The organism is Streptomyces sp. NPDC021096 (genome assembly GCF_040641275.1).
GTDB lineage: Bacteria > Actinomycetota > Actinomycetes > Streptomycetales > Streptomycetaceae > Streptomyces.
Genome location: NZ_JBFADG010000001.1, coordinates 363708 through 376501, shown reverse-complemented (window position 1 = coordinate 376501; position 12794 = coordinate 363708). Strand labels below are relative to the sequence as shown.

Sequence of the window (12794 nt, the reverse complement as noted above, 5' to 3'; positions counted from 1 at the left end):
CCCGGTCCTCAAACGCCGGACGGGCTGAATTGTTGCCCGGAACCGGGTTCGTTTTGTGCCCGACCGGCGTCAAATCCAGCCCGTCCGGCGAATGAGGACACAGCACAGCCAGCCCGTCCGGCGATTGAGGACAAGAAACGGTGAAAGGGCGGGGAGGGGCAGACTCACCACCCCCCACCCCCGAAGTCCCCGCCGCCACCGAAGTCGCCGCCACCCCCACCGTCCCCCCATCCCCCGCCCCCGAAGTCGTCGGAGTTGTAGTCGGACCCGGTGTAGTCGCCCCCGTCCGGACCACCGCCCTCCGGCGTCGCGCCGTACGCCGGCCCGCTGAGCATGCCGCCCAGCAGCGTGCCGACGAGCAGCCCCGGCAGCAGGCCGCCGCCGAAGTAGCCGCCGGCCCACGGCCCGTAGGCGGGGCCCGCGTTCCAGTACGGCTGGGGGCCCTGGGCGGTCGGGACCTGGCGGGAGAGCGGCTCCTGGCCCTCCGCCAGGCGTGCGGCGTCCGCCGCGCAGGCGGGCACGGTGCGGACCGTGCCGCCGGGCGGGGCCCATTCCACGTCCTGGACCGAGGGCCCGTGGCGCGGGTCGAAGAAGCAGGCCGGCCGCCGCTCGGGCAGCGGGGCGCCGGAGCGGCGCGCCGCGAGGGTGGCGAGGGCGAACCGGCCCTCGTCCAGCGCCGCGGTGACGCCCGTGACCTCCTGCGGCTTGGCGGCCGCGGCCATCTTGGCCTTGGCCTCCTCGTAGGCGTCCAGGGCGCGCTCGTAGTCCCCGCGCATCTCGTCGGTGGCGCCGGCCTCGGACGGGGAGAAGTCCAGCCGGTCCAGCTCCTCGCCGAAGGCGGTGATGTCCTCGTCCACAACCACGCGCAGCGTGTCCAGCTCGGCGCGCTCGCGCTCCTCGCGGCGGCGCTTGTTCCGCCGGTACAGGGCGTACGCGCCGGCGCCGCCCGCCACGACGACCGCACCGCCGGTGATCAGCCCGGCGGCCCCGATGCCCTCCGGCTCCACGCCGCCCCAGGAGCCGGGCGCATGGCCCTTGGCCACCTGGTCGGCCTGCTCGACGAAGCTGTTGAGCTGGGTCTTCGCGTCGCCGCCGGAGCGCTGGACGGAGCCGGTGAGGTTGCTGACGGCGTTGCGGGACATCACCGAGCGGTCGGCGGCCGCGTTGAAGGCGTCGCCGAGGTGGACGGCGTAGACGCCGGCGATGCCGACCTTGGTGCGCAGGTCCCGCAGGACCGTGGCCTTGGGGAAGTCGGGCGAGTTGGGGAGCACGGCCACGAAGATCGGCTTGTCCGCGTCCTTGATCTTCCTCGACAGGGCCTCGGCGTCGGCCGCGGGGAGCTGCGCGGAGACGGCGGGGTCGACGTAGACGGGGCCCTTGCGCAGCGCCTCGGCCGCGGCGTCGAGTCCGGCGACTGCGCGGACGCCGGCGTCGGCGCGCGCGTCGGTGTCGGCGTGTGCGGCGGTGGGGGCGAGGAACACCGCGCCCGACCAGGCCAGGAGCGCGAGGATCAGGGCCGGCACGGGCCGGGGCAGCCCCCGGCGAACGGCGATGGCGGACATGGTGTCGCTCCTTGGGCTCCTGGGGAAGGGCCTGCTCATTGCTCTCACTGCGCACTCACTGTTCACTGTGCACCTACCACGGAAACGGACCAAACAGGCATATGGGTTCCCTCCCCGGACTCGCCCCCTTTCCTTGCCGGTCGACCGGCAAACCAGCTGATGTCACGCCTCAGCCGTACGAGAGATTGGCGCAGGGATCGTCGTCCGCCGACCGGGCGCCCCTCACCACGTCCGAGGACAGCGTTCCGGGCGGTTGCGCCGACGCGGACGGCGCGGGCGAGGGCGGGGCCGAGGGCGCCGCGGCGTAGTCACGGCCGAGGGTGACGGAGATCCCGTCGGCGGCGGCGCCCCGTACGTACGCGCCGGGGAAGAGGCGGGCCAGCGTCCGTGCGTGCCCCGCCTGGCCCGGGCCGAACTCGATCACGGTGCTCGCCGTGCCGCCCGTACGGGCCGTCGTGGTGTCGGTGACCTCGTAACCGCGCTCCTCGAGCGAGGCGGCGGCCCGGGCGGCGAGCCCGGTGACGTCGGTGCCGTTGCGGACGGAGACCTTCACCCCGTCGCCGGAGACGGGCTCCGGGGAGGGGGAGGGCGCGGCCGGCCGGCCGCCGGTGCCGCCCTTGCCCGCGTCCTTGCCGTCGACGGTGCGGTCGGCCCTGAGCGAGGCCCACAGCGCGTCGGCGTCGGGCTGGACGATCGCGACGCGGTTGCCGTCGTAACGCCAGGGCAGGGTCACGAACTTCATGTCGTGCAGGTCGATGTCCTTGAGCGACATCGCGAACGAGAGCATCTTGCTCGCCGACCCGAGCCCCGGGTCCACCGTCATCGACTTCGTGGCCGCGTCCGCGAGCGGCAGCAGCGTGGTGGGGTCGAAGCCCTGCGACCGCACCTTCTTGATCATGGCGGAGAGGAACGCCTGCTGCCGCTGGATGCGCCCGATGTCCGAGCCGTCGCCGATCCCGTGCCGCACGCGGACGTAGTCCAGCGCCTTCTGGCCCGAGATGCTCTGCCGCCCCTTGGGGAAGAGGAGTTCACCGCGCGCGCCCAGGTTGGGGTTGAGGTCGCCCCGGTAGACGTCCTTCGGTACGCACACGTCGACGCCGCCGACGGCGGAGGTCATCGCGGAGAAGCCCGCGAAGTCCACGACGACCGTGTGGTCCACGCGCAGACCGGTGAGTCTCTCGACGGTGTTCTGCGTGCAGGCCGGGTTCCCCTTGGGTGATTCGCCCACCGAGAAAGCCGAGTTGAACATCACGTGCTGCCGCTCGGCGGTCCAACTGCCGTCGGGCAGCCTGCACGGCGGGATGTCCACCAGCGTGTCCCTGGGGATCGACACGGCGACGGCATGCTCGCGGTCGCCGTAGACGTGCAGCAGGAAGGCGGTGTCCGAGCGGCCGACGTCGCCCTCCCCGCCGCCGAGGCCGCTGTTCTCGCCGGCGCGTGAATCGGAGCCGATGACCAGGACGTTCTGCCCGGCGGCGCTCGCGCCGGGGCGGTTCTTGGACAGGCCGCCGGCGTCGAAGGTGTCGATGTTGCCGTTGAGCTTCAGGTACAGCCACCCCGCGCCGGCGGTCAGCAGCAGCAGGAACGACACCGCCACGACGCCGGCGATCCGTATCCGGCGCCGCGTGAACGTGCCGGGCTTGCCTCGCCTGCCTGTCATATCCGCGCCCTCATCCGCTCCCCCGGTCCGTGCCGTGTCGCCGGGTTAGACGGGCTGCCACGCACTTTGGTTGTCCAGTTGCGCAATCTAGCAAGTATGGTGAGGGCAGTCGTTACGGCATCAAGTTCACGCGTCAGATGAGAGGTGGTGGGGCGGCCGTGCTGCGCAATGCCCTGGAACCCTGGCACATCCTCGTGGTCGTCCTCGTCGTGGTCGTCCTGTTCGGGTCGAGGAAGCTGCCCGACACCGCCCGCGCCCTGGGCAAGTCGATGCGCATCCTCAGGAGCGAGGCGAGGGCCATGAAGGACGACGGGCCGGGCGCACCGGCGCCGGCGCCCAACAGCCCCGTCGACAGCGCCCGGTGACCTCCACGTCACCTGGACGTCCCCTGCGGTACACCCACCCCTGGTGAGCTTCCTCCGGCCGGGCACTTCCGCCCCGGCCCAGCTAGGAGGAATCGACCATGGCTTCTCGTCCGTACCGCCGCCGTCTCGCCTGGGGCGCGGCCGCGCTGCTCGCCGCCGGCGTCGCAGTGCCCGCGGCGGCCGCCGCGTCCGAGGACGGCGGCCGGCCGGACGTCGCGGGCCACGGCCCCAAGAAGGCCAAGAACGTCATCCTGCTCATCGGCGACGGCATGGGCGACTCGGAGATAACCCTGGCCCGCGACTACACCGTGGGCGCGGCCGGCCGGCTCAACATGGACAAGTTCCCGATGACGGGCTCGTACACCACGTACGCCGTCGACAAGGACGGCAAGCCGGACTACGTCACCGACTCCGCCGCCAGCGCCACCGGCTGGGCGACCGGGCACAAGACCGTCAACGGCCGGCTCTCCAAGACCCCCGGCACCGACAAGGCGGTGACCACGATCCTGGAGCTCGCCCAGAAGAAGGGCCTGGCCACGGGCAGCGTCACCACCGCCGAGCTCACCGACGCCACGCCGGCCGCCCTCGCCTCGCACGCCACCGACCGCAGCTGCCAGGGCCCGGCCGACATGAAGGCCTGCCCGAACGACACCGTCGCCAAGGGCGGCCCGGGCTCGATCGCCGAGCAGAGCGTGAACCACAAGGTGGACGTGCTGCTGGGCGGCGGCAAGGACCGCTTCGACCAGAAGATCACCGAGGGCCCCTACCGGGGGCTGACCGTCACCCAGCAGGCCGAGAAGCTGGGCTACGCGGTCGTGACCGACGCCAAGGGCCTGGGGGCCGCCAAGCCCGGCAAGCCCGTGCTCGGCCTCTTCGCCCCCGGCAACGTGCCCGTCGAGTGGACCGGCAAGGCCGCGGCCGTCGGCGGCACCGCCGCCCAGCGCTGTGTGACGAGCAACCCCGAGCGCAAGGCCGGCACCCCCGCCCTGGAGGAGCAGACCCGCAAGGCGCTGGCGCTCCTGGACACCCCCAAGGCCAAGAAGAATGGTTTCTTCCTGCAGGTGGAGGGGGCCTCGATCGACAAGCGCGACCACGCCGCCGACCCGTGCGGCCAGATCGGCGAGACCGCCGCGTTCGACCGCGCCGTGAAGGTCGCCCGGGACTACGCCGCCAAGCACCCCGACACCCTCGTCGTCACCACCGCGGACCACGGCCACACCAGCCAGATCGTGCCGCTGGAGGCCAACCCGCCCGGCCTGTCCTCCACGCTGGTCACCGACGAGGGCCGGCCGCTGAAGGTCAACTACTCCTCCAACACCCCGGGCAAGGCCCAGGAGCACACCGGCACCCAGGTCCGCATCGCCGCCCAGGGCCCGCAGGCCCACCGCGTCCTCGGCGTCACCGACCAGACCGAGCTCTTCACCACCCTGCGCACGGCGCTGTCGCTGCGCTGATCCACGGGGCCGCGGGCACCCCACGGACATCCCACGGGCAGGGGCCCGGTCGCTTGCGGCGGCCGGGCCCCTGCCGATTGCGCCAGTTATCCCGCCGGAACATTGGTGGATCACACACCCGGCTCACGGGCGCGCAGCGTCAAGACTGAGAGGTCCCCGTCACTCGCCCGCAGGAGGACCGCCGATGTCCGGGTCTCGCGTTCTGGCCCTCGGCCACTACCAGCCCGCCAGGGTGCTCACCAACGACGAGCTCGCCACCATGGTCGACACCAGCGACGAGTGGATCCGCTCCCGCGTGGGCATCCGCACCCGCCGGATCGCCGAGCCCGACGAGACCGTCGCCTCCATGGCCACCGAGGCGGCCGCCAAGGCCCTGGCGAACAGCGGGCTCGCCCCCGCCGACATCGACCTCGTCCTCGTGGCCACCTGCACGGCCGTCGACCGCAGCCCCAACACGGCCGCGCGCGTCGCCGCCGCGCTGGGCCTGCCCTCCCCGGCCGTCATGGACGTCAACGTCGTCTGCGCCGGCTTCACCCACGCCCTCGCTTCCGCCGACCACGCCATCCGCGCCGGGTCGGCCAGGAACGCCCTGGTCGTCGGCGTGGAGAAGTTCACCGACGTCGCCGACTGGACCGACCGCACCACCTGTGTCCTGGTCGGCGACGGCGCGGGCGCGGCCGTGATCACGGCGTCGGCGGAGCCGGAGATCGGCCCGGTCGTCTGGGGCTCGGTGCCCGGGATGGGACACGCCGTGCGGATCGAGGGCACCCCCTCGCGCTTCGCCCAGGAGGGCCAGTCCGTCTACCGCTGGGCCACGACCCAACTCCCGCCGATCGCCCGCACCGTCTGCGAGCGCGCCGGGGTGCGGCCGGAGGACCTGGCGGCGGTCGTCCTGCACCAGGCGAACCTCCGCATCATCGAGCCGGTGGCACGGAAGCTGGGCGCGACGAACGCGATCGTCGCCAGTGACGTGACGGAGTCGGGCAACACCTCGGCCGCCAGCATCCCGCTCGCCCTGTCGAAGCTGGTCGCCTCCGGCAAGGTCGAGCCGGGCGCGCCGATCCTGCTCTTCGGCTTCGGCGGCAACCTGTCGTACGCGGGCCAGGTCATCCACTGCCCGTAGCGGACACGGCGGGGCTCAGAAGACCGACCACCCCGTCAGTGTCGTGAAGTGGTCCAGCGCCGCCACGCCCGCCACGGAGTTGCCGCGCGAGTCCAGGCCCGGGCTCCAGACGCACAGCGTGCATCGTCCCGGTATCACCGCGACGATGCCGCCGCCCACGCCGCTCTTGCCCGGCAGCCCCACCCGGTAGGCGAAGTCCCCGGCCGCGTCGTACGTGCCGCACGTCAGCATGACCGCGTTGATCTGCTTGGCCTCGCGGCGCGGCAGCAGCCGCGTGCCGTCGGTGCGCAGGCCGTGGCGGGCCAGGAAACCGCTCGCCAGGGCGAGGTCGCGGCAGCTCATCTCGATCGAGCACTGCCAGAAGTAATGCTCGAGCACGGTCGGCACGGGGTTGTCGAGGTTGCCGTAGCTGGCCATGAAGTGGGCGAGCGCGGCGTTGCGGTCGCCGTGCTCGGACTCGGACTTGGCGACGGACGCGTCGAAGGAGACCTCCGGGTTGCCGCTCTCGGCCCGCAGGAACTCCAGCATCGTGGTGCTGGCGTCGCCGGTCAGCGTCTGCAGCCGGTCGGTCACCACCAGCGCGCCCGCGTTGATGAACGGATTGCGCGGAATGCCGTGCTCGTACTCCAGCTGGACGAGCGAGTTGAAGGGGTTGCCGGACGGCTCGGTCCCCACCCGGTCCCAGATGCGGTCGCCGCCCTCGGCCAGGACGAGCGCGAGGCTGAACGCCTTGGAGATGGACTGCACCGAGAACGGCTGCTCCCAGTCCCCCACGCCGTACACGCCGCCGTCGATGTCGGCGACGGCCATCCCGAAGCGGGTGGTGTCCACCTCGGCCAGGGCCGGGATGTAGTCGGCCACCTGGCCGCGGCCGATCAGCGGACGGGCGAAGGCGGCGACCTCTTCGAGTACGGCCTGGTAGTCCACTGCTGCTCTGCGCTTTCCTCGCTGCGTCGCCGGCTTCGTTGCCGGCCGGGCAAGAGTACAAAATGGACGGTGTGACCAGCGACAATCCCCCCGGTGCGGCCGGCCTCGACACGCTGCGGCCCCGGCTGCCCTCCCCGCTGGAGGAGCTGCGGGACGAGCGGTTCGCGCGGCGCGGCCTGCGCCTGCTGCTCAAACGGGACGATCTGATACATCCGGATCTGCCGGGCAACAAGTGGCGCAAGCTGGCGCTGAACCTCGACGAGGCCGCCGCGTCCGGCCGGCGCACACTGCTCACGTTCGGCGGCGCGTACTCCAACCACCTGCGGGCCACGGCGGCGGCCGGCCGGCTGCTGGGCTTCGCCACCGTGGGCGTCGTGCGCGGCGACGAACTGGCCGACCGCCCGCTCAACCCCTCCCTGCGGCAGTGCGCGGCGGACGGCATGCGGCTGCGCTTCGTCGACCGGGCCACCTACCGCCGCAAGGCGGAGCCGGAGGTGCTGGCCTCGCTCATGGAGGAGGACTGCTTCGTCATCCCCGAGGGCGGCAGCAACGCGGCCGCGGCGCGCGGCTGCGCCACCCTGGGGCAGGAGCTGCGCGGCGTGGCGGACGTGGTCGGTGTGGCCTGCGGTACGGGCGGCACGCTGGCCGGGCTGGCGGCGGGGCTGGCCGCGGGGCAGCGGGCGATCGGCTTCCCCGTACTCAGGGGCGGCTTCCTGGGCGGTGAGATCGAGCGGCTGCAGCACGAGGCGTTCGGCGGCCGGCGCGGCGACTGGTCGCTGGACGAGCGCTTCCACTGCGGCGGCTACGCCAGGAGCTCCCAGGAGCTGGAGGAGTTCGCGGCGGACTTCGAGACCCGGCATGGGCTGCGGCTGGAGCGGCTGTACGTGGCGAAGATGCTGTACGGCCTGACGACGCTGGCGCAGGAGGGGGCCTTCGCGCCGGGCACGACGGTGGCGGCCGTGATCACGGGCGCGGCCGACCCCCTCACCCACTAGCTCCCGGCTAGCCCGCCTCCTCCTCCCGGTACGCCGCGGCCTCCTCCAGGTCCAGCCGGCGCAGCAGCGTGCGCAGCAGTTCGTCGTCGATGCGGCGGGCGTCCCGCAGCGCCACGAAGACCTCGCGTTCGGTGCCGATCACCTCCCGGGCCAGGCGGCGGTAGGTGTCGTCCACCGATTCGCCCGTCCTTTCGTCGACCGCGCCCAGCCGTTCCCACACCGCGTTGCGGCGCCGTTCGAGCACGGCGCGCAGGCGGTCGGCGAGCGGCGGGGGCAGGGCGTTGCGCTCGTCCGCCAGCAGTTCTTCGAGGCGGGCCTCGGCGGCCTCGGAGGCCTCGCTCTGGGCCTGGGCCTCGGCGAGGGTGATCGCGCCGGGGTCGCGGTCGGGCAGCCGGAGCCGGCGGATGAGCGGGGGCAGGGTGAGGCCCTGGACGACGAGGGTGCCGATGACGGTGGTGAAGGTGAGGAAGAGGATCAGGTTGCGGGCGGGGAAGGGGCTGCCGTCGTCCGTGGTGACGGGGATGGAGAAGGCGATGGCGAGGGAGACGACGCCCCGCATGCCGGCCCAGCCGACGATGACGGGCGCCTTCCACGTGGTGTCCGGCTCGCGCTCGCGGATGCGGGCGGACAGGGCGCGCGGCAGGAACGTGGCGGGGAAGACCCACACGTAGCGGGCGGCGACGACCGCGACGAAGAGGACGACGGCGTACCACAGGGCCTCGCCGAGCCCGTAGTCCCCGAGGTCGCGCAGCACCACGGGCAGCTGAAGGCCGATCAGGGCGAAGACGGCGGACTCCAGGATGAAGGCGACCATCCTCCACACGGCCGCCTCCTGGAGGCGGGTGGCGAAGTCGACCTGCCAGGCGCGGTGGCCCAGGTAGAGGGCGACGACCACGACGGCGAGCACCCCGGAGGCGTGGACCTGTTCGGCGGCGGCGTAGGCGACGAAGGGGATGAGGAGGGAGAGGGTGTTCTGCAGCAGCGGCTCGCGCAGGTGCTTGCGCAGCCAGTGGATCGGCACCATGAGGATCAGGCCGACCCCGATGCCGCCGAGCGCCGCGAGGGCGAACGCGGCGATGCCCTCCGCCCAGGTCGCGCCCGCGCCGACGGCCGCGGCGAGGGCGACCCGGTAGGCGGTGATGGCGGTCGCGTCGTTCACCAGGGACTCGCCCTGGAGGATGGTGGTGATCCGCGAGGGCAGCCCGAGGCGGCGGGCGATGGCGGTGGCGGCGACCGCGTCGGGCGGTGCGACGACCGCCCCGAGCACCAGCGCCGCGGCGGGCGGGAGCCCGGGCACCAGGCGGGAGGCGACGTATCCGACGGCGAGGGTCGCGAAGAGGACGTAGCCGACGGAGAGCAGCGCCACCGGCCGCATGTTGGCGCGGAGGTCGAGGTAGGAGCTGTCGAGCGCGGCGGTGTGCAGCAGGGGCGGCAGCAGCAGCGGCAGGACGACGTGCGGGTCGAGGGCGTAGTCCGGCACGCCCGGCAGGTACGCGGCGAGCAGCCCGGCGGCCACCAGCAGCAGCGGCGCCGGCACGGGCGTGCGGCGGGCGGCGCCCGCGATGGCCGCGCCGCCCGCGACCAGGATCAGCAGTGGCATGACGTCCATGGGTCCCCGCCTGTCTCCCGTCCTCAGGCATGCGCTCTAACCTGGCAATCATGATCGAGTGTTCTCATCTTCCCCTGCTGCCGCGCCCCGAACCACGGCCGTCGGCCGCCACGTGCCCCGAGTGCGAGGCGGCGGGCAGCCACCCGGTGCAGCTGCGGATGTGCCTGGAGTGCGGGCACGTGGGCTGTTGCGACTCCTCGCCGTACCGCCATGCGACGGGGCACTTCGAGGAGACGGGCCACGCGGTGATGCGCAGCTTCGAGCCGGGGCAGACCTGGCGCTGGTGCTACGTGGACAAGCACATCGTCTGAGCGCGGCCCGTCGCGGAGCCCGGGCGCTGTCACAGGCGCCCGCTAGCATGCACGCATGATCCGAGCCGCGACGCCCGCCGATGTCCCCGTCCTCCACGCGATGATCCGCGAACTGGCGGACTACGAACGGGCGCTGGAGGAGGCCAGGGCGAGTGAGGAACAGCTGCACGACGCGCTGTTCGGGCCGCACCCCGCGGTCTTCGCGCTGATAGCGGAGAGTGACGACGCCGCGGACGGCGGGGCCGTCGCGGGCCCCGAGGTCGTCGGCTTCGCGCTGTGGTTCCGCAACTTCTCGACGTGGACGGGCACGCACGGTGTCTACCTCGAAGACCTCTACGTCCGGCCGCAGTCGCGCGGCGGCGGCCACGGCAAGGCGCTCCTGGCGGAGCTCGCCCGGATCTGCGTGGAGCGGGGCTACGAGCGTTTCGAATGGTCAGTGCTGGACTGGAACGCACCCTCGATCGCGTTCTACAAGGCGCTGGGCGCCGAGTCGATGGACGAGTGGACCGTGCGACGGTTGTCGGGAGAACCGCTCCGGGCCCTTGCGGCGCTCGCGCAGAGTGACGAAAATCCCAACAGGCCGACTTCTCTTTCGATTTGAGACCGCAAGACCCTAGCCACTGTCCGTACTCATGGGCTTACCATGAGTGACAGTCGTGGGCCTGCGGCGCGGAACCGCAGATCGCGATAGCGTCTCAGCCGGACCATGTGCCGCACCGGCCCGCTCACCTTCAGCCGAAGGCCGCGGGACCGGCGCTCCCGACAGCTCAATGAGCTTGTGCCACCTTGGAGGTGAGGGTGTCCCCAATCGCAGGCGAGCCTGGGACGACCCAGGACTTCGTGGAAGTCCGGCTGCCCGCTGCGGGTGCCTACCTGTCGGTGCTGCGGACGGCGACTGCCGGCCTCGCGGCCCGCTTGGACTTCACCCTCGACGAGATCGAGGACTTGCGCATCGCCGTCGACGAGGCGTGCGCGATCCTGCTGCAACAGGCCGTTCCCGGCTCCGTGCTCAGCTGCGTCTTCCGCCTCGTGGGCGACGCGCTGCGGGTGACGGTCTCGGCACCCACCACGGACGGCCGCGCCCCCGAGCGCGACACCTTCGCCTGGACGGTGCTCTCCGCCCTGGCAGGTGAGGTCGACTCCACCGTCGCGGACGACCGTACGGTCAGCATCAGCCTGCACAAGAAGCGCGGCGCCGGCCCCGGGCAGCCGTGACGGAAGAGGGGGCTCCGTGAGTACTGCGTCATCGCGGGGAGTGCGCACCCCGGCCATCCCGCAGCAGCCTGCCCGGCCGCATCCGGAGGACCTCGATCCGGACCAGGCTCCGGACCCGTCCGGTCCGGAGCCGGACCAGGCGAGCGACCCATCAGAGCGGGCGGACCACATGGATCAGCACCGGCACCAGCGGCGGCACCAGCACGCCGATCCGCACGACCGCAGCGGCGCCCGGGCCCTGTTCATCGAGCTGCGGGAGCTGCCGGACGGTTCACCGGAACGCGCCGAGCTGCGCAATCACCTGGTGCGGATGCACCTGCCGCTGGTGGAGCACCTGGCGCGGCGGTTCCGCAACCGCGGCGAGCCGCTGGACGACCTGACCCAGGTCGCCACCATCGGTCTGATCAAGTCCGTGGACCGCTTCGACCCGGACCGCGGGGTGGAGTTCTCCACGTACGCGACGCCCACGGTCGTCGGCGAGATCAAGCGGCACTTCCGCGACAAGGGCTGGGCGGTGCGGGTGCCGCGCCGGCTGCAGGAGCTGCGGCTGGCCCTGACGACCGCCACGGCCGAGCTGTCGCAGCGGCACGGCCGCGCCCCCACGGTGCACGAGCTCGCCGAGCACCTGGGCATCTCCGAGGAGGAGGTGCTGGAGGGGCTGGAGTCGGCCAACGCGTACAGCACGCTCTCGCTGGACGTGCCGGACACCGACGACGAGTCCCCGGCGGTCGCGGACACCCTGGGCGCCGAGGACGAGGCGCTGGAGGGCGTGGAGTACCGCGAGTCCCTCAAGCCGCTGCTGGAGGACCTGCCGCCGCGCGAGAAGAAGATCCTGCTGCTGCGCTTCTTCGGCAACATGACCCAGTCGCAGATCGCCCAGGAGGTGGGCATCTCCCAGATGCACGTCTCCCGGCTGCTGGCCCGTACGCTCGCCCAGCTGCGGGACCGGCTGCTCATCGAGGAGTAGCCGGGCCGCCCGTCAGCTCTCGCGCGGTCCGATGCCGAGCGCCTCGGTCGCCGTGGGGTTCACCAGCAGTACCAGGGTGGCCACGGCGACCAGCGCGAGCGCCACGGCCGCCGCGACGAGCGCACCGCCGCCGTTGAAGAACGTCCAGGCCACCGGTAGCGCCATGATCTGCGTGATCATGGCGGGGCCGCGGCTCCAGCGGCGGCGCAGCCACAGCCCGCGCGCCGCGATCAGCGGCAGCGCGGCCAGCGCGAGCACCGTCAGCCCGCCCATCTCCGCCTGCTGCGGGCTGTCGGGCCGGCCCAGCAGGCCCATGATCAGTAGATAGACGCCCGAGGCCGCCAGCGCCAGCCCCTCCAGGGCGGTGAGCGCGGCGGCGGCCGTCAGCCGGGCCGGCCGGGGGCCGGCGGGCTCCGGGGTGGGCTCGGAGGCGGCGCGCTTCGGGGCACCCTGCGGGGCACCCTTCCGGGCGGTGTTCGACGCGGACTGCTTGCTGCTCACTCCTGCAGGGTATCTGTACGAAAACGTCGGGTGGGGGTACCTCCCGTGCCGTTCGGGCCGTGGGGGCCGGGCCTGGGATGGGTCGTGTACCGACAGGTAGGTAGG

13 protein-coding genes are annotated in these 12794 nt (G+C 72.7%); 8 read left to right on the top strand and 5 right to left on the bottom strand.

What is annotated here, in order from left to right:
- Positions 1-164 precede the first annotated feature (164 nt).
- Both AB0G59_RS01765 and AB0G59_RS01760 read right to left on the bottom strand, forming a co-directional pair.
- A complete protein-coding gene (locus AB0G59_RS01765) occupies positions 165-1562 on the bottom strand; it encodes a hypothetical protein (protein ID WP_360906896.1) in 1398 nt (465 codons plus the stop codon).
- A gap of 169 nt (positions 1563-1731) precedes the next feature.
- Complete coding sequence (locus AB0G59_RS01760) at positions 1732-3222, bottom strand: LCP family protein (RefSeq protein ID WP_360906894.1); 1491 nt, start codon at positions 3220-3222, stop codon at positions 1732-1734.
- Between the two features lie 158 nt (positions 3223-3380).
- Here AB0G59_RS01760 and tatA point away from each other — a divergent pair, with 158 nt between their 5' ends.
- The 3 genes from tatA to AB0G59_RS01745 all read left to right on the top strand — a co-directional run bounded on the left by tatA (position 3381) and on the right by AB0G59_RS01745 (position 6164).
- Positions 3381-3587 (top strand): Sec-independent protein translocase subunit TatA, encoded by a 207-nt coding sequence (gene tatA / locus AB0G59_RS01755; protein WP_360906892.1) that lies wholly within the window; start codon positions 3381-3383, stop codon positions 3585-3587.
- 98 nt (positions 3588-3685) lie between these two features.
- Entirely contained in the window at positions 3686-5041 is a 1356-nt protein-coding gene (locus tag AB0G59_RS01750) for an alkaline phosphatase (RefSeq protein ID WP_360906890.1), read from the top strand.
- A 184-nt stretch (positions 5042-5225) separates the two neighbouring features.
- Positions 5226-6164 (top strand): beta-ketoacyl-ACP synthase III, encoded by a 939-nt coding sequence (locus tag AB0G59_RS01745; protein ID WP_360906888.1) that lies wholly within the window; start codon positions 5226-5228, stop codon positions 6162-6164.
- Between the two features lie 15 nt (positions 6165-6179).
- Here the strand turns inward: AB0G59_RS01745 and AB0G59_RS01740 are convergent, their stop codons facing one another.
- On the bottom strand, positions 6180-7091 hold the full coding sequence (locus AB0G59_RS01740; protein WP_071962373.1) for a glutaminase: 912 nt from the start codon (positions 7089-7091) through the stop codon (positions 6180-6182).
- Positions 7092-7162: 71 nt separating this feature from the next.
- Here AB0G59_RS01740 and AB0G59_RS01735 point away from each other — a divergent pair, with 71 nt between their 5' ends.
- Positions 7163-8086: a pyridoxal-phosphate dependent enzyme gene (locus AB0G59_RS01735; RefSeq protein ID WP_360906886.1), complete on the top strand. Its 924-nt coding sequence runs from the start codon at positions 7163-7165 to the stop codon at positions 8084-8086.
- A gap of 7 nt (positions 8087-8093) precedes the next feature.
- On the opposite strand, the gene AB0G59_RS01730 is transcribed toward AB0G59_RS01735, so the two are convergent.
- Positions 8094-9695: a Na+/H+ antiporter gene (locus tag AB0G59_RS01730; protein WP_360906884.1), complete on the bottom strand. Its 1602-nt coding sequence runs from the start codon at positions 9693-9695 to the stop codon at positions 8094-8096.
- Between the two features lie 50 nt (positions 9696-9745).
- Here AB0G59_RS01730 and AB0G59_RS01725 point away from each other — a divergent pair, with 50 nt between their 5' ends.
- The 4 genes from AB0G59_RS01725 to AB0G59_RS01710 all read left to right on the top strand — a co-directional run bounded on the left by AB0G59_RS01725 (position 9746) and on the right by AB0G59_RS01710 (position 12188).
- Complete coding sequence (locus AB0G59_RS01725; protein WP_071962376.1) at positions 9746-10006, top strand: UBP-type zinc finger domain-containing protein; 261 nt, start codon at positions 9746-9748, stop codon at positions 10004-10006.
- 55 nt (positions 10007-10061) lie between these two features.
- Positions 10062-10607, top strand: coding sequence for a GNAT family N-acetyltransferase (locus tag AB0G59_RS01720; protein WP_360906882.1), 546 nt, complete (start codon positions 10062-10064; stop codon positions 10605-10607).
- A gap of 197 nt (positions 10608-10804) precedes the next feature.
- A complete protein-coding gene (locus AB0G59_RS01715) occupies positions 10805-11221 on the top strand; it encodes an anti-sigma regulatory factor (protein WP_071962378.1) in 417 nt (138 codons plus the stop codon).
- Positions 11222-11237: 16 nt separating this feature from the next.
- Positions 11238-12188 (top strand): RNA polymerase sigma factor SigF, encoded by a 951-nt coding sequence (locus AB0G59_RS01710; protein WP_071962379.1) that lies wholly within the window; start codon positions 11238-11240, stop codon positions 12186-12188.
- Positions 12189-12200: 12 nt separating this feature from the next.
- On the opposite strand, the gene AB0G59_RS01705 is transcribed toward AB0G59_RS01710, so the two are convergent.
- Complete coding sequence (locus AB0G59_RS01705) at positions 12201-12689, bottom strand: hypothetical protein (RefSeq protein ID WP_360906880.1); 489 nt, start codon at positions 12687-12689, stop codon at positions 12201-12203.
- Positions 12690-12794 lie beyond the last annotated feature (105 nt).

Bases quoted from the DNA above. Each gene is read 5' to 3' on its own strand.
- AB0G59_RS01765 (WP_360906896.1), bottom strand. From the start codon at position 1,562: ATGTCCGCCATCGCCGTTCGCCGGGGGCTGCCCCGGCCCGTGCCGGCC.
- AB0G59_RS01760 (WP_360906894.1), bottom strand. From the start codon at position 3,222: ATGACAGGCAGGCGAGGCAAGCCCGGCACGTTCACGCGGCGCCGGATA.
- AB0G59_RS01750 (WP_360906890.1), top strand. From the start codon at position 3,686: ATGGCTTCTCGTCCGTACCGCCGCCGTCTCGCCTGGGGCGCGGCCGCG.
- AB0G59_RS01745 (WP_360906888.1), top strand. From the start codon at position 5,226: ATGTCCGGGTCTCGCGTTCTGGCCCTCGGCCACTACCAGCCCGCCAGG.
- AB0G59_RS01730 (WP_360906884.1), bottom strand. From the start codon at position 9,695: ATGGACGTCATGCCACTGCTGATCCTGGTCGCGGGCGGCGCGGCCATC.
- AB0G59_RS01725 (WP_071962376.1), top strand. From the start codon at position 9,746: ATGATCGAGTGTTCTCATCTTCCCCTGCTGCCGCGCCCCGAACCACGG.
- AB0G59_RS01720 (WP_360906882.1), top strand. From the start codon at position 10,062: ATGATCCGAGCCGCGACGCCCGCCGATGTCCCCGTCCTCCACGCGATG.